16 protein-coding genes are annotated in these 18,193 nt (G+C 73.7%); 9 read left to right on the forward strand and 7 right to left on the reverse strand.

Translation table 11 applies throughout. The features are described from left to right. The first annotated feature begins 21 nt into the window (after nt 1–21). Genes HOP40_RS13890 through HOP40_RS13900 form a run of 3 tightly spaced genes read left to right on the forward strand, consistent with a single transcriptional unit; the run spans nt 22 to nt 2,489 of the window. Entirely contained in the window at nt 22–408 is a 387-nt protein-coding gene (locus HOP40_RS13890) for a hypothetical protein (protein ID WP_172158474.1), read from the forward strand. Beyond that, nucleotides 405–1,925 (forward strand): multicopper oxidase family protein, encoded by a 1,521-nt coding sequence (locus HOP40_RS13895; RefSeq protein WP_172158485.1) that lies wholly within the window; start codon nt 405–407, stop codon nt 1,923–1,925. The genes HOP40_RS13890 and HOP40_RS13895 overlap by 4 nt, the downstream gene beginning before the upstream one ends. Before the next feature lie 48 nt (nt 1,926–1,973). Then, nucleotides 1,974–2,489: a DUF5134 domain-containing protein gene (locus HOP40_RS13900; protein ID WP_240157784.1), complete on the forward strand. Its 516-nt coding sequence runs from the start codon at nt 1,974–1,976 to the stop codon at nt 2,487–2,489. 15 nt (nt 2,490–2,504) lie between these two features. On the opposite strand, the gene HOP40_RS13905 is transcribed toward HOP40_RS13900, so the two are convergent. Further along, complete coding sequence (locus tag HOP40_RS13905) at nt 2,505–3,791, reverse strand: Nramp family divalent metal transporter (protein ID WP_172158490.1); 1,287 nt, start codon at nt 3,789–3,791, stop codon at nt 2,505–2,507. Nucleotides 3,792–3,964: 173 nt separating this feature from the next. Here HOP40_RS13905 and HOP40_RS13910 point away from each other — a divergent pair, with 173 nt between their 5' ends. The 3 genes from HOP40_RS13910 to HOP40_RS13920 are packed head-to-tail and all read left to right on the forward strand — an operon-like array spanning nt 3,965 to nt 7,341. Further along, nucleotides 3,965–4,225, forward strand: coding sequence for a hypothetical protein (locus HOP40_RS13910; RefSeq protein WP_172158491.1), 261 nt, complete (start codon nt 3,965–3,967; stop codon nt 4,223–4,225). Between the two features lie 12 nt (nt 4,226–4,237). After that, nucleotides 4,238–6,985: an FtsK/SpoIIIE domain-containing protein gene (locus HOP40_RS13915; RefSeq protein WP_172158492.1), complete on the forward strand. Its 2,748-nt coding sequence runs from the start codon at nt 4,238–4,240 to the stop codon at nt 6,983–6,985. Continuing rightward, nucleotides 6,982–7,341, forward strand: a complete 360-nt coding sequence (locus HOP40_RS13920; RefSeq protein WP_172158493.1) for a hypothetical protein — start codon at nt 6,982–6,984, stop codon at nt 7,339–7,341. Before HOP40_RS13915 ends, HOP40_RS13920 begins: the two co-directional genes overlap by 4 nt. 146 nt (nt 7,342–7,487) lie before the next feature. Here the strand turns inward: HOP40_RS13920 and HOP40_RS13925 are convergent, their stop codons facing one another. Both HOP40_RS13925 and HOP40_RS13930 read right to left on the reverse strand, forming a co-directional pair. Further along, the gene (locus tag HOP40_RS13925; RefSeq protein ID WP_172158494.1) at nt 7,488–7,673 is read right to left on the reverse strand and encodes a DUF6104 family protein; all 186 of its coding nucleotides are present in this window, start codon (nt 7,671–7,673) and stop codon (nt 7,488–7,490) included. A 2-nt stretch (nt 7,674–7,675) separates the two neighbouring features. Continuing rightward, nucleotides 7,676–11,431 (reverse strand): multifunctional oxoglutarate decarboxylase/oxoglutarate dehydrogenase thiamine pyrophosphate-binding subunit/dihydrolipoyllysine-residue succinyltransferase subunit, encoded by a 3,756-nt coding sequence (locus HOP40_RS13930; protein ID WP_240157785.1) that lies wholly within the window; start codon nt 11,429–11,431, stop codon nt 7,676–7,678. Between the two features lie 216 nt (nt 11,432–11,647). Between HOP40_RS13930 and HOP40_RS13935 the strand changes: the two genes are divergently transcribed. After that, a complete protein-coding gene (locus HOP40_RS13935; protein WP_172168322.1) occupies nt 11,648–12,136 on the forward strand; it encodes a nuclear transport factor 2 family protein in 489 nt (162 codons plus the stop codon). Nucleotides 12,137–12,148: 12 nt separating this feature from the next. Here HOP40_RS13935 and HOP40_RS13940 read toward each other — a convergent pair whose 3' ends face one another. From HOP40_RS13940 to HOP40_RS13950, 3 genes are all read right to left on the reverse strand, one after another. Further along, the gene (locus HOP40_RS13940; protein ID WP_172158497.1) at nt 12,149–12,913 is read right to left on the reverse strand and encodes a hypothetical protein; all 765 of its coding nucleotides are present in this window, start codon (nt 12,911–12,913) and stop codon (nt 12,149–12,151) included. Nucleotides 12,914–13,002: 89 nt separating this feature from the next. After that, entirely contained in the window at nt 13,003–14,034 is a 1,032-nt protein-coding gene (locus tag HOP40_RS13945) for an LLM class F420-dependent oxidoreductase (RefSeq protein ID WP_172158500.1), read from the reverse strand. Between the two features lie 25 nt (nt 14,035–14,059). Further along, nucleotides 14,060–14,875, reverse strand: coding sequence for a DUF427 domain-containing protein (locus tag HOP40_RS13950; protein ID WP_172158502.1), 816 nt, complete (start codon nt 14,873–14,875; stop codon nt 14,060–14,062). 152 nt (nt 14,876–15,027) lie between these two features. Here HOP40_RS13950 and HOP40_RS13955 point away from each other — a divergent pair, with 152 nt between their 5' ends. Further along, the gene (locus HOP40_RS13955) at nt 15,028–15,477 is read left to right on the forward strand and encodes an NUDIX hydrolase (RefSeq protein ID WP_240157664.1); all 450 of its coding nucleotides are present in this window, start codon (nt 15,028–15,030) and stop codon (nt 15,475–15,477) included. Nucleotides 15,478–15,530: 53 nt separating this feature from the next. On the opposite strand, the gene HOP40_RS13960 is transcribed toward HOP40_RS13955, so the two are convergent. Beyond that, entirely contained in the window at nt 15,531–17,111 is a 1,581-nt protein-coding gene (locus HOP40_RS13960; RefSeq protein WP_172158505.1) for a long-chain-fatty-acid--CoA ligase, read from the reverse strand. A gap of 131 nt (nt 17,112–17,242) precedes the next feature. Between HOP40_RS13960 and HOP40_RS13965 the strand changes: the two genes are divergently transcribed. Beyond that, the gene (locus HOP40_RS13965) at nt 17,243–18,172 is read left to right on the forward strand and encodes an alpha/beta hydrolase (protein ID WP_172158507.1); all 930 of its coding nucleotides are present in this window, start codon (nt 17,243–17,245) and stop codon (nt 18,170–18,172) included. The last annotated feature ends 21 nt before the right edge of the window (nt 18,173–18,193 follow it).

An 18,193-nucleotide genomic window follows, 5' to 3' on the forward strand; every position in this document is an offset into this window, starting at 1 on the left:
ACTACCTATAGCGTGGCCGTCGTGGACACCTCGATGCGGCTCACGCTGTGGCCGCTGCGCCTCCTGCTCACCCTGCACCTGGTCGCCGTGCTCGCCCAGCCCGTGCTGGCCGGGCGGTTCCTCACCGGCGACATCGACGCCATCGCGGCGCACGGCCTGGTCGGCAGCCTGCTCGCGGCGTCGGGGCTGGTCCTGATCGGGCTCACGCTGCTCTACGTCCTCGCCGGGCGCGGGCGGCTGTGGGTGGCCCCGGCCGGGGTGGTGCTGTTCCTCGCCATCGGCATCCAGGTCGGCGCCGGGTACTCCCGCGACCTCGCCCTGCACGTGCCGCTCGGCGTCGCGGTGGTGCTGGCGTCGGTGCTGCTCGCGATCTGGGTGTGGAGCCCGTCGGCGGGGCGGTCCCGGTGAGCCCGATCGGGCGTCGCCGGTTCCTCGCGCTGCTGGGCGGGGCCGCCGCCGGCGCCGCGCTCGTCGGGTGCGGGCCGGCGACCGGGTCGACCGGGCGGCAGCTCGTGAGCGCGCTGCCGCTGCCGGCGCCCTACCGCGTGCCGCTGCCGGTACCGCCGGTGGCGCGGCCCGTGGCGCCCGGCCGGTACCTGATCACCCAGCGCGTGGCCGAGCAGGAGGTGCTGCCCGGGGTCCGCACGCCGGTGCTCGGCTACGACGGGATCTTCCCCGGGCCGACGATCGAGAGCCGCTCCGGCCAGGAGGTCGTGGTGCGCCACCGCAACGAGCTCCCGGTGCCCACCGTCGTGCACCTGCACGGCGGCCACACCCCGCCCGAGCACGACGGCTGGCCGCTCGACCTCCTGCTGCCCGTCGGCGACGCGCAGGGCTGGACCGGGCACCACCGGATGACCGGCGACGTCGTCGCGGGCGAGCGCGACCACCGCTACCCGATGACGCAGCGCGCGGCCACGCTCTGGTACCACGACCACCGCATGGACTTCACCGCCCCGGCCGTCTACCGCGGCCTCGCGGGCTTCCACCTCGTGCGCGACGACGTCGAGGACGCCCTGCCGCTGCCGCGCGGTGACCGCGAGCTGCCGCTGATGCTCTGCGACCGCTCCTTCACCGCCGACGGCGAGTTCGCCTACCCCGGTCTGGACCGGGGGATGCGCGGTCTGCCCGGCGTCGAGGACGCGTGGAGCGCGGGTGTGCTCGGCGACGTCGTGCTGGTCAACGGGGCGCCGTGGCCGGTGCACGAGGCCGACGCCGCCCGGTACCGCCTCCGCATCCTCAACGCCTCCAACGCCCGCCGCTACCGGCTCGTGCTGGACGGCGGCGTCCCGTTCGTGCAGATCGGGTCCGACGGCGGGCTGCTCGCGGCACCGGTGCGCCACGACGTCCTCGACATCGCGCCCGGGGAGCGGTTCGACGTCGTCGTCGACCTCTCCGCGGTGCCCGTCGGCACCGAGGTCCGGATGACGAACGCGCTGGGCGAGGGCCGCACCGCCGACGTCATGGCGTTCCGGGTCGTCCGCACCGCGCGCGACGACAGCGCCGTGCCCGAGCGCCTCTCCGACGTCGAGCCGCCCGCCGTGCCGGCCGGGGCGCCGCTGCGCACGTTCACCTTCGCCCGCGGCGACACCGGCGGGCACAGCGGCTGGACGATCAACGACGAGGGCTTCGACCCGGACTCGCGGCGGTACGAGACGCCGCTCGGGCAGCCGGAGGTGTGGCGCTTCGTGACCGACGTCCACCACCCGGTGCACGTGCACCTCGACCCGTTCCGGGTGCTGCGCCGCGGCAGCGGGGGACCGGGCCCGTTCGACGCCGGCTGGAAGGACACCGTCGACGTGCGGCCGGGCGAGGTCGTCGACGTGGCGGTGCGGTTCACCGGCTACCGCGGCCGCTACGTGCTGCACTGCCACAACCTCGAGCACGAGGACATGGCGATGATGGTCGCCGTGAACACCGTGTGACGGACCTGGATCCGGGGGCGCGGGCGTGCTTATCGTTCACCCGTGCTGATGACGACGCTGGCGGTCGTGCTCGCCGTCGGTTGTCTCGCGGTGGCCGCCGTGCACCTGCTGCGCCTGCGCCTCGACCCGCCCGGCGAGGCCGCGCACGCCGCGATGGGGTTCGGGATGGCGGCGATGTTCTCGCCGCTCGGCGACCCCGTGCCCGGACCCGTCTGGGCGGCGGTCTTCCTGGTGTGCGGCGCCTGGTTCGCCGCCGCGGCCCTGCGCCTCCCGGCCGGGCGCGGTCGCGACGACGCCGTGCAGCACGTCGTCGGCAGCGGGGCGATGCTGTTCATGCTGCTGGGCGGGCACGGGGGCGGGTGGGGCCCGGCGCCGCTGCTCGCGATGGTGCTGGCGGGCTGGTTCGCCTGGCACGCCCTGCGCTGCGGCGACCGCCTCGGGAGCGTGCCCGCCCCCGGTGCCGTCCTCGTGCGCACCGCCGTCCTGCGCGACGCCCGCACCGCCGCGCTCGCGCACGTCGCCATGGCCGGGGCGATGACGGTCATGCTGGTCGGGATGGTCTGAGGGGGCCGCCGCGCGTCAGCCGAAGCGGTTGACCAGGTCGGTCACCAGCAGCACGACGAACAGCGCGGCCGCGGCGCCGACCAGCACGTTGGACAGCCAGCCGCTGCGCCCGTCGTGGACGAACCGCTTCGCGTTGAGCAGGATGAGCAGCGTGCCGCCGAGGAACGGCATGAACGCCGCGCCGAGCACGCCGTAGACCAGCGTGAGCGCGAAGGGCTGGTCGAAGAACAGCAGCCCCATCGGCGGGATCGTCAGCCAGAGCAGGTAGCCGCGGAACGGGAGGCTGCGCTCGGCCGCGCCCGCCTCGTAGGGCCGCTCGGGCGCGGTGGGGTCGGCGTCGCGCCCGTGCGGCAGCCGGATCGTGCGGACCCAGTCGGTGAACAGCAGGCTGACGCCGTTCCACACGCCGAGCAGCGAGGTCGTGGTGACCGCGAGGAAGCCGACGAGGAACAGCACGCGCGCCCAGTCGCCGTAGCGCTCGCCGAGCTCGGTGCCCAGCGTGAGCAGGCCGGTGTCGCCCGAGGCGAGGTCCTGGCCGAGCAGGATCTCCGCGCCGATGATCAGCATCGCGACGACGAAGATGCCGGTCATGACGTAGCCGACGGCGTTGTCCAGCCGCATCACCGACAGCCACCCGGTGCCGCGCCAGCCCTTGGCGATCATCCAGTAGCCGTAGGCGGCCATCGTGATCGTGCCGCCGACGCCGCCGATCAGGCCCAGGACGTAGACGATCGAGCCGTCGGGGAGCGTGGGGACGAGGCCGCCGGCGAGCGCGCCGAGGTCGGGGCCGATGAGGGCCGCCACCGACACGACCGACACGAACTTGATCAGTACCAGCACGGTGATGAACTTCTCGAACACCGCGTAGCGCTGCGCCCAGACGAGCCCGAGGCCGACGACGCCGGCGATCATCGCCCAGTAGCGCACCGGCAGGCCGCCGAACAGCGCGTTGAGCGGCAGCCCGACCGCCGACATCGCCGTGGCGCCGTAGACGAAGCCCCAGATGACGATGTAGATGCCGAAGAACACCGTCGCCCAGCGCCCGATGCGGCGCCAGCCGTCGAGCAGGGTGGCGCCCGAGGCGAGGTGCCAGCGGCCGACGCCCTCGGCCAGCGCCAGCTTCAGCACCGTGCCGAGCACCGCGGCCCACAGCAGCGCGGTGCCGTAGCGCGAGCCGGCGACCATCGTGGCGACCAGGTCGCCCGCCCCGACCCCCGCGGCCGCGGCGAGCAGGCCGGGCCCGACCTGGCGCAACCGCGACCCGAGCCCCGTCGGTGCTGTGCTGGTGACCCCGGTCGTCATCCGCTGTGGCCCCCGTCGCCGCCGTTCCCGGCAACGTATCGGGGCGGCGTGACCGCGGCCACTGCTGGCCGCCGCGGTGGCGGGGCGGTCCGGGGTGCGGTGCACTGGGCGCTAAGGTCCGCGCGGGGTCGCGGGGGCCGACCACGAGGCCCCGTTCCACGGGAGGGAAGACGATGGCGAGCGTCGACGAGGTCCGGGCGAGCATGGCGCGGGCCGCCGAGATCGCGCTGCAGAGCCTCGGGCACCTGCAGCAGGCCCACGACGTGCTGGCGGACGCCCGCGCGGCCACGGTGCAGACCGCCGAGTCCAGTGCGCAGGACACCGCGCACGAGGCGATCGCGCTGCTGTCCAAGGCGATGTCGGACATCGTCGAGGTGCAGCACACCGTCACGGCCGCGACGCAGACCGCGCAGGGCTACGCGACCGGCATCTGAGGTCTCTTCTCCATGGTGGGTGGGCGGTCCGGCCGCAGGCAGCGGATCACCGAGGCGTTCGACGAGCTCCACGGCGCGCTGGCGGCCGCGCTCGGCGCCGCCGACGGCCTGCAGGACGCGGCCGTCCGCGCGCACGCGGAGACCCTCGTCGAGCAGTGGCTGCGCACCGAGGGCCTCGACGACGCCCGAGCCGACCCCGCGCTCGCCGTGCCGCTGGCCAACCCGCAGCTCGCCGACGTCGTCGCGCGGGTGGAGGCCGACCGGGCCGCCGCGTTCGACCCGTGGCTGCGCACCGGGCCCGCCGCGCTGACCGAGCTCCTGGAGCGCGCGGCGCCGCTGTCGGCCGGCCTCGAGCCGGGGCGCTGGCTCGGGCAGGTCGGCAAGTCCGACGGCATCGAGGAGGTGCCCGGGCTCTGGCGGATCGGGGAGGCGCGGATCGGGTCGCCGACCCGCGCCGCCGGGAAGTCGCTGACCCGGGCCGTCACGTGGCCGGTGGGGGTGCCGCTGCTCGACGAGTCGCACCTGCAGATCACCTCGTCGGGCGACGGGCGCGCGCACGCCGAGGCGCTCGTCGAGACGCTGCTGATGCGGGTGGTCAGCCACTTCACGCCCGGGCTGGTGCGGCTGCACGTGTGGGACGTCGGCCAGTTCACCGGCGTCGTCCCCGGCCTCTACCCGCTCACCCGCAGCGGCCTGCTCACCGTCCACGACCCCGGCCGGCTCTCCCACCTGCTGGAGGAGCTGTCCGACCGGATCCGCCGGGTGCACACCCGCCTGCTCATCGACGGCCACCCCACGCTGGCCTCGCACGTCGCCGCCACGGGCACGCGGGTCAAGCCCTGGATCGTCACGGTGCTGGTCGGCAACGGCCGCCCGCTCGCCGACGAGGACCACTGGCAGCTCCAGCGCATCTCCCGCGGCGGGCTCGCGTCCGGGGTCTCGCTGGTGCTCGTCGACGTGCCGGTCACGCTGCAGGCGCCGCACGAGACGGTGCGGCTGCACGACGGCGGCGCGGCCACGTCGTCGATGACGGGGGAGCACGTCGTCGTCACGCCGGACCCGCCGCTGCCCCGCGACGCCGTCACCCGCGCGGCGCACACCCTGGCCGACGCCCACGAGCACGGCCACGCCCGCGCGTTCGCCGACCTGCTGCCCGCGGCCGGGCGCTGGGGCCGCGAGCGGTCGGTCACCGGGCTGCGCGCGCCGATCGGGTTCGCCGACGGGATGCCGCTGGACGTGGTGCTGGCCGACGAGTCGCCGCACGCCCTGATCGGCGGCCCGAGCGGCACCGGAAAGACCAACCTGCTGCTCACGATGATCAGCTCGATGGCCGCGCGGTACGACCCCGACGAGCTGGAGTTCTACCTCCTGGACTTCAAGGAGGGCGTCTCGTTCGCCCAGTTCACGCGCGGGCGGCGGGACACGACGTGGCTGCCGCACGCGCGGCTCGTCGGCGTCAACATCAACACCGACCGCGAGTTCGGGCTGGCCCTGCTGCAGTTCCTCGCCGACGAGATGCGCCGCCGCGCCGAGGCCGCGAAGGACCACGAGGTCACGAAGCTGGAGGAGCTGCGCGGGGCCGACCCCGAGGGGCGGTGGCCGCGGATCGTCGCCGTCATCGACGAGTTCCAGCTCCTGTTCTCCGAGCGCGACGACGTCACGAAGAAGGCCACCGCGCTGCTCGAGGACGTCGCCCGGCGCGGGCGCAGCCAGGGCATCCACCTCGTGCTGGCCAGCCAGGACGTGTCGGGGATCGAGGCGTTCTGGGGGCGGCCCGCGGTGTTCGAGCAGTTCGTGCTGCGGATCGCGCTGCCCCGCGCGCGCCGGGTGCTGGGCGAGCTCAACGAGGCCGCGATGGACCTCCCGCGCTGGCACGCGATCGTCAACCACGACTCCGGCGTGCGCCACGGCAACGAGGTCGTGCGCATCCCCGACGCCACCGCCCGCGGCACCACCGACGAGGTGCAGCGCGTGCTGCACGAGACCTGGTCCACCGGCAGGCCGGAGCCCGTGCTGTTCGACGGCAGCCGCGCCCCCGCCGTGGCCGACCTGCTGCCGCTGCTGCCCGCGGGCGGCCCGCCGCAGGCGCTGCTGGGGCAGTGCATCGACGTGGCCGGACGCCCCGCCACGGCCGCGCTCGCCGACACCCCCGGCCGCAACGTCGCCGTGCTCGGTGCCGACGCCGAGGACGCAGGGCGCGTGATCGGGGCGGCGGCCGGGTCGCTGGCCGCGCAGTACCCGGCCGGGTCGGTCGACGTCGTCGTCGCGCCGCTGCTGGCCGACGCCCGCGCGCTGCTGGCCCGCTTCACCGCCGCGGGGCACGCGCCGGAGGTCGTGATGCTCGACGGGGTGCGGCAGCGGATCGAGGCGCTCGCCGCCGACGTGGTGGCCCGGCTCGGCGGCGGCCCGCGCCACCCGGTGCTGCTGGTGCTCCTCGGCGCCGACGCGGCCGATCCCGTGCTGGAGCGCGAGGGGATCGAGGCGCTGCGCCGGGTGCTGCGGTCGGGCCCGGAGACCGGCGTGCACGTGCTGGGCTGGTGGCGCAGCGTCGCGCGGTTGCGGTCGACGCTCTCGATCAGCGCCACGCCCGACGACGTCGGCGCGTGGGTGGCGCTCGACGTCCAGGGCAGCGAGCTCGGGGCGCTGGTGCCCGGGATGATGCTGTCCTGGTCGCCGCGGCCGGGCCGGGGGCTGTTCTACGACCGCGCCCAGCACTCCCGCCCGGAGGTCGTGATCGTGCCGTCGTCGGAGGAGCCGTGAGCGCCGCGCGGGAGTACAAGGACATCGTTGAGGGGCTGAGCGGCGCCGCCCAGGACCTGCGGGAGCAGGACGCCGAGCGCGCGACGGCGCTGGGCTACCGCCGCGTCGCCCAGCACGACGCGATGAGCGAGGCCGCCGCCCGCGCCGGCCTCACCCGCCTGGTCGTGGCGGTGCGGTGGGAGGCGGCGCTGGAGATGCTGTGGGAGGAGTCGTGGCTGACGCTGCGCCCCCCGCCCGCCCCGGCCCCGGGCGTCGACCCGGCGCGGGTGGACGAGCTGGACGCCGAGGCCACCCGGAGCTTCGAGGCGCTCCAGGAGGCGGCCCGGCGGCGCCGCTTCGGCCTGCGCCCCCGCTGACGCCCCGACACACGCGCAACGAGACCCCGACACACGCGCAACGAGACCCCGACTCGCGGGCTCGAAAGGCCCGCGAGTCGGGGTCTCGTTGCGGCCGTGTCGGGGTCTCGTCGCGCCGGTACCGGGTGCCGAGGGCCGGCGCGGCGTCAGGCGTCGGGGTCGTCGTCGGCGTCGTCGCGGGCCAGGAACGTCGAGAGCCGCTCCACGGCGTCCTCGAAGGCCGGGTTGAGGTCGACGAACGCCTGCAGGCGGTCGGCCAGCCACTCGATGCTGACCGACTCGCCCTCCCGGCGCTGCGCGAGCTCCTCGATGCCCCGGTCGGTGGAGTACACGGCTACAGGTCCTCGTAGGCCTCGTCGATGAGGGCGTTCTGCTCGACCTCGTGCACCTTCGACGACCCCGCGGCGGGGGCGGCCATCCGGCGGCGCGAGACGCGGCGCCACCCGACGAGGCGCGGCAGCTTCTCCGGCAGCACCAGCCCGAGGAACGGCCAGGCGCCCTGGTTGGCCGGCTCCTCCTGCACCCAGCGGATGTCCTCCGCGTTCGGGTAGCGGTCGAGGACCGCGGCGAGCTGGCGGTCGGCCACCGGGTAGAGCTGCTCGATGCGGACCAGCGCCACGCCGTCGACGCCGCGCTTCTCGCGCTGCGCCGCCAGCTCCCAGTAGATCTTGCCGCTGCACAGCAGGACGCGGCGGACGTCGCCCGCGGGCCCGTCGTTCTCGCGGTAGCGCGGGTCGTCGATGACCGAGCGGAACCGGCCGCCGGTGAAGTCGGAGACCGGGCTGACGACCGCGCGGTTGCGCAGCATCGACTTCGGCGTGAAGCAGATCAGCGGGCGCTGCATCCCGTCCATGGCGTGGCGGCGCAGCAGGTGGAAGTAGTTGGCGGGCTCCGACGGCACGGCGACCGTCATCGACCCCTCCGCGCACAGCGTCAGGAACCGCTCGATGCGGCCCGACGAGTGGTCGGGGCCCTGGCCCTCGAGGCCGTGCGGCAGCAGCAGCGCGACGTCGGAGGTCTGGCCCCACTTCGCCTCGCCGGACGAGATGAACTCGTCGATGATCGACTGCGCGCCGTTGACGAAGTCGCCGAACTGCGCCTCCCAGGCCACGAACGCGCTGGGGTTGGCCACGGAGTAGCCGTACTCGAAGCCGACGGCCGCGAACTCCGACAGCGCCGAGTCGTAGGGCAGGAAGCGCTCCTGGTCCTTGCTCAGGTTGCGCAGCGGGTAGTACTCCTCGCCGGTGCGGCGGTCGATCACGACCGAGTGCCGCTGGACGAACGTGCCGCGGCGGCTGTCCTGCCCGGACAGGCGCACGAGCTTGCCGTCCATCACCAGCGCGCCCATCGCGATGAGCTCGGCGAAGGCCCAGTCGATGTCGCCCTCGCGCGACATCTTGTGGCGCTTCTCCAGCACCGGCTTGACGCGCTGGTGCACGGTGAAGCCCTCGGGCAGCTCGACGTGCGCGTCGCCGATGCGGTGCAGCACCTCCAGCGGGATCGAGGTGTCGAGGTCGGTGGGGATGGACTGCTCGTCCTCCACCGACGGCGACGCGACGGCCGGGGTCTTCTCCAGCTCGCGGACCTCGTTGAACACGTGGTCGAGCTGGTTGGAGAAGTCCTTGAGCGCGTGCTCGGCCTCCTCCATGGAGATGTCGCCGCGCCCGATCAGGGACTCGGTGTAGATCTTGCGGACGCTGCGCTTGGCGTCGATGACGTCGTACATCGCGGGCTGCGTCATCGAGGGGTCGTCGCCCTCGTTGTGGCCGCGGCGGCGGTAGCAGATCATGTCGATCACGACGTCGTTGTGCCAGCGCTCGCGGTACTCGACCGCCAGCTTGGCCACCCAGACGCACGCCTCGGGGTCGTCGCCGTTCACGTGGAAGACCGGCGCGTCGATCATCTTCGCGACGTCGGTGCAGTACTGCGAGGACCGCGAGTGCTCCGGGGCGGTGGTGAAGCCGACCTGGTTGTTGACGACGACGTGCACGGTGCCGCCGGTGCGGTAGCCGCGCAGCTTCGCGAGGTTGAGCGTCTCGGCCACGACGCCCTGCCCGGCGAACGCCGCGTCGCCGTGCATCATCAGCGGCAGGACCGTGAAGCCGCCCTCGCCCTTGTCGAGCAGGTCCTGCTTGGCGCGGACGAGGCCCTCCAGGACCGGGTCGACGGCCTCGAGGTGCGACGGGTTGGACGCCAGCGACACCACGGTCTCGCCGTCGCCGAACATCCGGAAGTACTTGCCCTCGGCGCCCAGGTGGTACTTGACGTCGCCGGAGCCGTGGGCCTGGCCCGGGTCGAGGTTGCCCTCGAACTCGCGGAAGATCTGGCTGATCGGCTTGCCGACGATGTTGGCGAGCACGTTGAGCCGGCCGCGGTGCGGCATGCCGACGACGACCTCGTCGAGCTCGTGCTCGGCGGCCTTGTCGAGCACCGCGTCGAGCAGCGGGATGACGGTCTCGCCGCCCTCGAGCGAGAACCGCTTCTGCCCGACGTACTTGGTCTGCAGGAACGTCTCGAACGCCTCGGCCGCGTTGAGCTTGGACAGGATGTACTTCTGCTCGGCCGCGTGCGGCTTCTGGTGCGGCACCTCGATGCGCTCCTGCAGCCAGGTGCGCTGCTCGGGGTCGGCGATGTGCATGTACTCGGTGCCGATGGTGCGGCAGTAGGAGTCGCGCAGCAGGCCCAGCACGTCGCGCAGCTTCATCCGCTCGCGCCCGCCGAAGCCGCCGCAGGCGAACTCGCGGTCGAGGTCCCACAGCGTGAGGCTGTGCGAGAGCACGTCGAGGTCGGGGTGGCGGCGCTGGCGGTAGTTGAGCGGGTCGGTGTCGGCCATCAGGTGGCCGCGCGTGCGGTAGGCGTCGATCAGCTCGATGACGCGGGCGGTCTTGTCGACGGCGCCGTCGGGGATGTCCTGCACCCAGCGCACGGGCTCGTAGGGCACCCGCAGCGAGCGGAAGATGTCGTCGTAGAAGTCGTCCTCGCCCAGCAGGAGCTGGTGCACGCGGCGCAGGAAGTCGCCGGACTCCGCGCCCTGGATGATGCGGTGGTCGTACGTCGACGTCAGCGTGATGATCTTGCTGATGCCGATCTGGGCGAGCCGCTCGTCGCTGGCGCCCTGGAACTCGGCCGGGTACTCCATCGCGCCGACGCCGACGATCGTGCCCTGGCCCTGCATCAGGCGCGGCACGGAGTGGTTGGTGCCCAGCGTGCCCGGGTTGGTGAGGCTGATCGTGGTGCCGGCGAAGTCCTCGCCGGTGAGCGCGCCGTTGCGAGCCTTGCGGACGATGTCCTCGTAGGCCGACCAGAACTGCGCGAACGTCATCGCCTCGCAGCCCTTGATGGAGACGACGACGAGCGAGCGCTGCCCGTTCTTGCCGGGCAGGTCGATGGCCAGGCCGAGGTTGACGTGGTCGGGCTGGACGACGGTGGGCTTGCCCTCGACCTCGACGAAGTGCCGGTTCATCACCGGGAAGGCGGCCAGCGCCTTGACGACCGCGTAGCCGATCAGGTGCGTGAAGCTGATCTTGCCGCCGCGGGTGCGCTTGAGCTGGTTGTTGATGACGACGCGGTTGTCGGCGAGCAGCTTCGCGGGCACCGCGCGCACGCTCGTGGCCGTGGGCACGGCCAGCGAGGCGTTCATGTTCTTGACGACGGCGTTGGCGGCGCCGCGGATCGGCGTGGACTCGCCGTCGCCGCCGATGGGGGCGGCGGGCTTCGCGGCCTGGCTCGACGAGCCGGCGGCCGGCTTGGCCTTCTCCTTCTCCGCGGCCGGCGCGGCCTTCTTCTCCGCCTGCGCGGGGGCCTTCTTCTCGGGAGCGGCCTTCTCCGGAGCCGTCCTCCCGGGCTCGCTCTTCGCCGGCGCGGCGCCGTTGGCGGCCGGGGGCTCCATCGCGGCGCGGTCGGCCGTGCGGCGCTCCTCGGTGGGCTCCGCGGGCTCGGCGGTGGGCGTCGGGGGCGGTCCCGGTGGCGTCGACGGGGAGGCGGCGCCGTTGGTGTCGGCGGGCGTGCCGTCCCCGGGGCGGTAGTCGGCGAAGAACTCGTGCCATGCCGGGTCGACCGTGGACGGGTCGTCGAGGAAGCGCTGGTACATCTCCTCGACGAGCCACTCGTTGGGACCGAAGTCACTGGCCGGGTTCGAGGTACTGCTGCTGGACACGCTGAGGACCGCCTTGATCGGATCGCGTCTTCGCCGGGACTTCACGCCAGGTTAGTCCCCGGCGTGCGGCCCGGGTATCGCGGCAGAGGTGACGGCGGGGAGACATCGGGCACGAGGTGGTGCCCGGTGCGCCGTACGGCCGCGCGCGGGATGATCCGGGCCCCCGACGAGAGGACTCCCGTGAGCCGCCCACCGCTTCCCCCGTTCGACGCCACGACCGCCGCCCGGAAGGTCCAGGCCGCCGAGGACGCCTGGAACACGCGCGACCCGGAGAAGGTCGCGGCGGCCTACAGCGAGGACTCCGTCTGGCGCAACCGCGACCGGTTCGTCACCGGCCGCGCCGAGATCGCCGAGTTCCTGCGCGGGAAGTGGGACCGGGAGCTCGAGTACGCGCTGCGCAAGGACCTGTGGGCGTTCGAGGGGAACCGGATCGCCGTGCGCTTCCAGTACGAGTGCCGCGACGTCGACGGGCAGTGGTGGCGCTCCTACGGCAACGAGCTCTGGGAGTTCGACGCCGAGGGCTACATGCGCCGCCGCGAGGCCAGCATCAACGACGTGCCGATCGCGGAGTCCGAGCGGCGCATCCACGGGCCGCGGGCCGAGGCCGACCACGGCGGGCCGGAGCAGCCGCTCCGGTAGATGGCGCGTCGGCTACGGCTGCTCGCCCAGCTCGTCGACGACCGCGCTGTGCACGGCCGTCTCGCCGATGAGCGTGTGGAGCGGGAGGTCGCAGCGGGACTCGGTGCGGGTGGTGTCGCGCTCGCCCGCGAACTGGCCGTCGGCGATGTCGATCATCAGCTCGGTGCGGGTGCGCCCGGCGTCGTGGACGAGCACGAGGCACTCGCGGCCGTCGAACGCGGACGTCCCGCCGGCGAGCGTGACGCCCGGCAGCCCGGTGAGCGCCTGGTAGAGCGCGGCGCGCAGGTCGGCGGGCACGAGGCAGGTGCGCAGGGCGTCGACGGCGCCGCTGAACGGCGAGGCCCACCGGCCGGGGTGGTCGTCCTGCAGGCGCTGCAGGAGCGCGGCGGGATCGCGGGGGAGGCGGTCGAGGAACTCCGGCGTCGGGGCCTGCCAGCTGCCGCGGCGGCGCTGGGAGGGCTCGACGCAGCGGTCGCGCTCGCGGTGGAACTCGCCGTAGGGCGCCCGGAACAGCCCGACCGGGGCGACGTCGTGCAGCTCGAACCCGTCCTCCTGCGCCTGCTCCAGGGAGCCGGTGAGCCAGCGCTGGCGGCCGGTCAGCGAGCGGTCGAGCAGCCAGTCGCGATCGGGCTGCGCGGGGATCCAGGTGCGCAGCCGGTGCTCGGTGAGGTGCTGGTGCGCGCCGAAGCTGCCCAGCCACCACGCGTCCGTCGCCACGAACCGGTACTGCTCCGGCCCCATCGGGTCGTCGGACGTGGCGATGACGAGGTCGAGCAACGCACGCTCCCGGGGATCGGTGACGAGGACCGGTACACCTCAGAGTGTGATCCGGTCACCGCTCGTCACCGACACGGCCCCCCCGTCACCTACTGCAGCCACTCCTTCACCTGCGACAACACCTTCTGCGGGTCCGAGCTGATCGGGTTGACGTGGAGGTGGGTCACTCCCGCCTCACGCAGCGCAGCGATCCGCTCCTTCACGAACGACGGCGGGCCGATCAGCGAGGTGTGCGCGAGGAACTCGTCGGGCAGCGACGCCGCGGCCTCCTCCTTCTTGCCGTCGAGGTAGAGGTCCTGCACCGTCTTCGCCTCGTCGGCGTAGCCCTGGCGCTGGAAGACGGTGTTGTAGAAGTTCTTGCCGCGCGCGCCCATGCCGCCCAGGTACAGCGCGCTCATGTGCCGGTGCAGCTGCCGGGCGCCGTCCATCATGTCGTCCTCGATGGCGAGGATCCCGCCGCCGGTGATCTGCAGCGGACCGAGCTCCGGGGCGCGCTTCGCGGTGCCGGCGTCGAGGGCGGCACCGAACGTCTCGCGCATCCGCTCCGGCAGCACGACGTGCGGCAGCCAGCCCTGCGCGAGCTCCGCGGTCAGCTCGACGTTCTTGTCGCCCAGCGCGGCGATCCAGATCGGGATGTCGGAGCGCTTCGGGTGGTTGATCAGCTTGAGCGGCTTGCCCAGGCCGGTGCCCTGCCCCTCGGGCAGCGGGATCGAGTAGAGCCCCTCGTGCTGCACCTTCTCCCGGCGCCAGACCTGCCGGCAGATGTCGATGACCTCGCGGGTGCGGGCCACCGGCTTGTCGTAGGGGACGCCGTGGAAGCCCTCGATGACCTGCGGGCCGGACGCGCCGAGACCGAGGATCGTGCGGCCGCCGCTCAGGGCGTCGAGCCCGGCCGCCGTCATCGCGGTGAGGGTGGGGGTGCGGCTGTAGATCGGCAGGATCCCCGAGCCGATCTGCAGGCGCTCGGTGCGCGCCGCGAGGTACCCCATCAGCGAGACGGCGTCGAAGCTGTACGCCTCCGCCACCCAGACGACGTCGAGCCCCGCCTTCTCCAGGCCGACCACCGCCTCGGCGTTGTTGATCGGGTCGTCGCCGTACTGGAGTTGAGTCGACAGCAGCATGCGGCGATGTTACCGACGGGTCACGTCACGTCCAGGGGGAGACGGGACGCGTCACGTCGACGCCGTCGATGCTCACGTCGACGTGCTCGGTGAAGAACGAGACGAGCCCGGCGAGCGCCTCCATGCCCGGCAGCGGCGCCGGGTAGCGCCAGGCGATGTCGCGGCCCCCGATGGCGTCGTAGCGGGCGACGCCCTTGTACGCGCACGCCGTGACGGTGCCGCTGGGCGTCAGCAGGTCGGTGCGGACGTCGCCGGGCGGGAGGTACCAGCGCACTGGCAGCCACGTCTCGGTGACCAGCAGCGGGCGGCGGCTGTCGGCGAGCACCTGCCCGTCCAGCGCGATCCGGACGTGGCGCGAGGACGGCCGGGCGTCGACGCGGTGGAACGGGTCGCGGGGGTGGCTGACGACGGGCTCGTCCTCCTCGGTCCAGTCCAGCGCCGCGAAGTCGACGACGACGTAGCCCGCGAGCGCGGGGTCGGCCGGGCGGAACGCGGCGCCCACCCGCTCGACGCCCCCGAGTCGGATCGTCAGGGGCTCGCCGTCGGAGGTGTGCACGCCGAAGCCGGTGTCGGGCGTCAGCACCGACCGGCCGTCGGGGCCCAGCGGCTGGGCGCCCGGGCCGTGGCGGGGTCCGTCGCCCCCGGGGACGAGCTCGGCCACGACGTCCGCGACGGGCACCGCGTACTGCGGCACCACCCGCCCCGGCTCCCACACGAGCAGCGCCTCGGTCGTGTCGAGGGCCGGGGCTCCGTCGACGCTGCCGCGCAGCCGCACCGGGGTGGGTTCGACCCGCAGGTCGCCGAACGAGGTCGCCACGTGCTCCGCCATCCGAACCGCCATGGGGACGACTGTCCTCCGCCGCGCAACCCCCGGCTCGCACACAGCTCCGGGGGGTCGCACACAGGCCCGGCCCTGTGTGCGAGCCCCGCGGCCTGTGTGCGAGCCCGGGTGCGGGGCCCCGGGTAGGGTCGCCGCCCGTGGGGTTCCGGGTCGTGCCTGCCGCGTACGTGCTGCTGATCGACGGCGACGGGCGCGTCCTGCTGCAGCTGCGCCAGGGCACCGGCTACCGCGACGGCTACTGGGCCGCCGCGGCCGCGGGGCACGTGGAGGCCGACGAGCCGGTGTTCGCGGCGGCGTGCCGGGAGGCCGTCGAGGAGCTGGGGATCGTCGTCGAGCAGCGCGACCTCGTCCCCCTGACGACCATGCACCGCACGCACGCCAACGGCCTGGAGATCGACGAGCGCGTCGACTTCTTCTTCTCCTGCCGCCGCTGGACCGGCGAGCCGCGCACGATGGAGCCCGAGCGGAGCGCCGGGCTGGGCTGGTACCCGCTCGACGCGCTGCCCGAGCCTGTCGTCCCGCACGAACGGTTCGTGCTCGACGGCCTGCGTCGCGGCGACCTGCCGGTGATCACCGCCTTCGGCTTCGCGCCCCAGCGCTGATCACCGCCCGCCGCGCCGCCGCGGTGGCCGTCGACGGCGTGGTCCGCCGAGCGTCAGACCACCTGCCGCTCCTTGCCCTCCCAGTACGGCTTGCGCAGGTCCTTCTTGAGGATCTTGCCCGTGGGGTTGCGGGGGAGCTCGTCGAGCACGTCCACCGACTTGGGGCACTTGAAGGCCGCCAGGTGCTCGCGGCACCAGGCCAGCAGCGCGGCCTCGTCGATCCCGGCGCCGGGGGCCGCCACGACGACGGCCTTGGGCACCTCGCCCCACCGCTCGTCGGGCACCCCGATCACGGCGACGTCGGCGACGCTCGGGTGCTCGGCCAGCACGCGCTCGATCTCGGCCGGGTAGATGTTCTCCCCGCCGCTGATGATCATGTCCTTGATGCGGTCGGTGACGTAGACGTAGCCGTCGGCGTCCATGTGCCCGCCGTCGCCCGAGCGCAGCCAGCCGTCCTCGGTGATCGCGGCCGCCGTGGCCTCGGGCTTGCCCCAGTAGCCGCCCATGACCTGCGCCGAGCGCACCCAGATCTCGCCGGGCTCCCCGGTGGCGACGGGGTCGCCGGTGGCCGGGTCGCGGATCTCGATCTCGACCCCGTGGATCGGCGTGCCCGCGGAGATCAGGCGGTGCTCGACGGCCGGGTCGGTGTGGTCCTCCGGGCCCAGCGAGCTGACGACGCCGCACTGCTCGGTCATGCCGTAGACCTGGTGCATCACGTCCGGGAACAGCTTCAGGCAGCCGCGCATGACGGGCAGCGGCATCGGCGACGCGCCGTAGGACAGGGCCTTCACCGACGAGAAGTCGCGGTCGGCGACGCCGGGCACCTGCAGCATCGCGGCCATCAGCGCCGGGACGTAGAACGTGTGCGTGATCCGCTCGCGCTCCAGCATCTCCAGCGCGGCGGCCGGGTCGGGCATCCGCATCATGAACGAGTGCGCGCCCGACGCGATCGCGAGCAGCACGTAGCTCGTGCCGCCGACGTGGAACAGCGGCATGGCGACCTGCACGCGCGAGTCGGCGTCGACGTCGAAGTCGGCCATGACGTTCGTGGCGTGCGCGAGCATCCCGGCGTGGGTGAGCATCGCGCCCTTGGGGAAGCCGGTGGTGCCCGAGGTGTAGAGCTGCACGAAGCAGTCGCCGGGCGCCGACGGGTGCACGTCGTGGTCGGGCTCGTGCGCGCCGATCCAGGCCTCGTACTCGTCGGCGTCGCCGCCCACGTGGACGATCTGCTCGATCGCGGGCAGCTTGTCGCGCACCTGCGCCACGGCCGCGGCGAACTCCGGGCCGACGAACAGGATCCGCGCCTGCGAGTCGTTGACGACGTACACGATCTCGGGCGGCGCGAGCCGGAAGTTGACGACGGCGTTGGCCGTGCCGACCTGCGCGCAGGCCAGCGTCATCTCGACGCAGGAGGGGTGGTTGAGGTCGAGCACGGCCACCCGGTCGCCCGGCCGCAGCCCGGCGGCCCGCTGCGCGGCCGCGTTCTGGCGCACCCGGCGGGCGAACTCGGCCCAGGTGCGGGTGGTGCCCGCGAAGGTGACGGCGGGCGCGTCGGGCCGCTCGGCCTCCCAGTGGCCCAGGATGGCGGTGAAGTCGGCGGCCGCGGTGGAGAGATCGAGGGTCGAGCCGGTCATGCGTTCCTCCCTGTGGCGCACGGCACATGCGCGAGCCGACGATAGCGATTCGGACAACCGGGGAGAAGGCGTTGACGGGACGGCCACGACGGTGTTGCGTCCGATCCACATCCACGAACCGGAGGAGAGCGATGACGCTCGACGCACAGGCCAGGGGGCTCCTCGACGCCATGGCGGCGCAGGGGGCCAAGGACTTCGCCGAGATGACCGTGCCGGAGGCGCGGGAGATGGGCATGGCCTTCATCGACCTGCAGGGCGAGCCCGAGGTCGCCGAGGTGACCGACACCGTCGTACCCGGCCCCGCGGGCGAGATCCCGGTCCGGGTCTACCGGACCGCGGGCGACGGCCCCAAGCCCGTGATCCTCTACTTCCACGGCGGCGGGTGGGTGATCGGCTCGATCGAGGTGGCCGACAAGCCGTGCCGCCTGCTGGCGACCATCGTCGACGCCGTCGTCGTGTCCGTCGGCTACCGCAAGGCGCCCGAGGACGTCTACCCGGCGGCACCCGACGACTGCTACGCCGCGACGGCGTGGGTGGCCGAGCACGCGTCCGAGCTGGGCGTCGACGCCACCCGGCTCGTGGTGGCCGGCGACAGCGCGGGCGGCAACCTGGCCGCGGCCGTCACGCTGATGGCGCGCGACCGCGGCGGCCCCGCGATCGCCCACCAGCTGCTCATCTACCCGGCCGTCGACGCGGGCGGCGAGTACGTCTCGCGGGTGGAGAACGGCGAGGGCTACCTGCTCACGAAGAGCGCGATGGACTGGTTCTACAGCCACTACCTCTCCAGCCCGACGCTGGTGGAGGACCCCTACGTGTCGCCGCTGCGGGCCGCGAGCCACGCCGACCTGCCGCCGGCCACGGTGATCACCGCCGGGTTCGACCCGCTGCGCGACGAGGGCGACGCCTACGCCGCCGCCCTGTCCGGGGCGGGCGTGCCGGTGACGCACCTGCAGAACCCGTCGATGATCCACGGCTTCTGGTGGCTGGCCGGCGCGATCGGGCACACGCGCGGGTCCTACGAGGAGGCGGGGGCCGCCGTCCGGGCCGCGCTCGCGGTCTGACCCGGGCGTCCGGGACCCCGC

It is taken from the genome of Pseudonocardia broussonetiae (assembly GCF_013155125.1).
Lineage (GTDB): Bacteria > Actinomycetota > Actinomycetes > Mycobacteriales > Pseudonocardiaceae > Pseudonocardia > Pseudonocardia broussonetiae.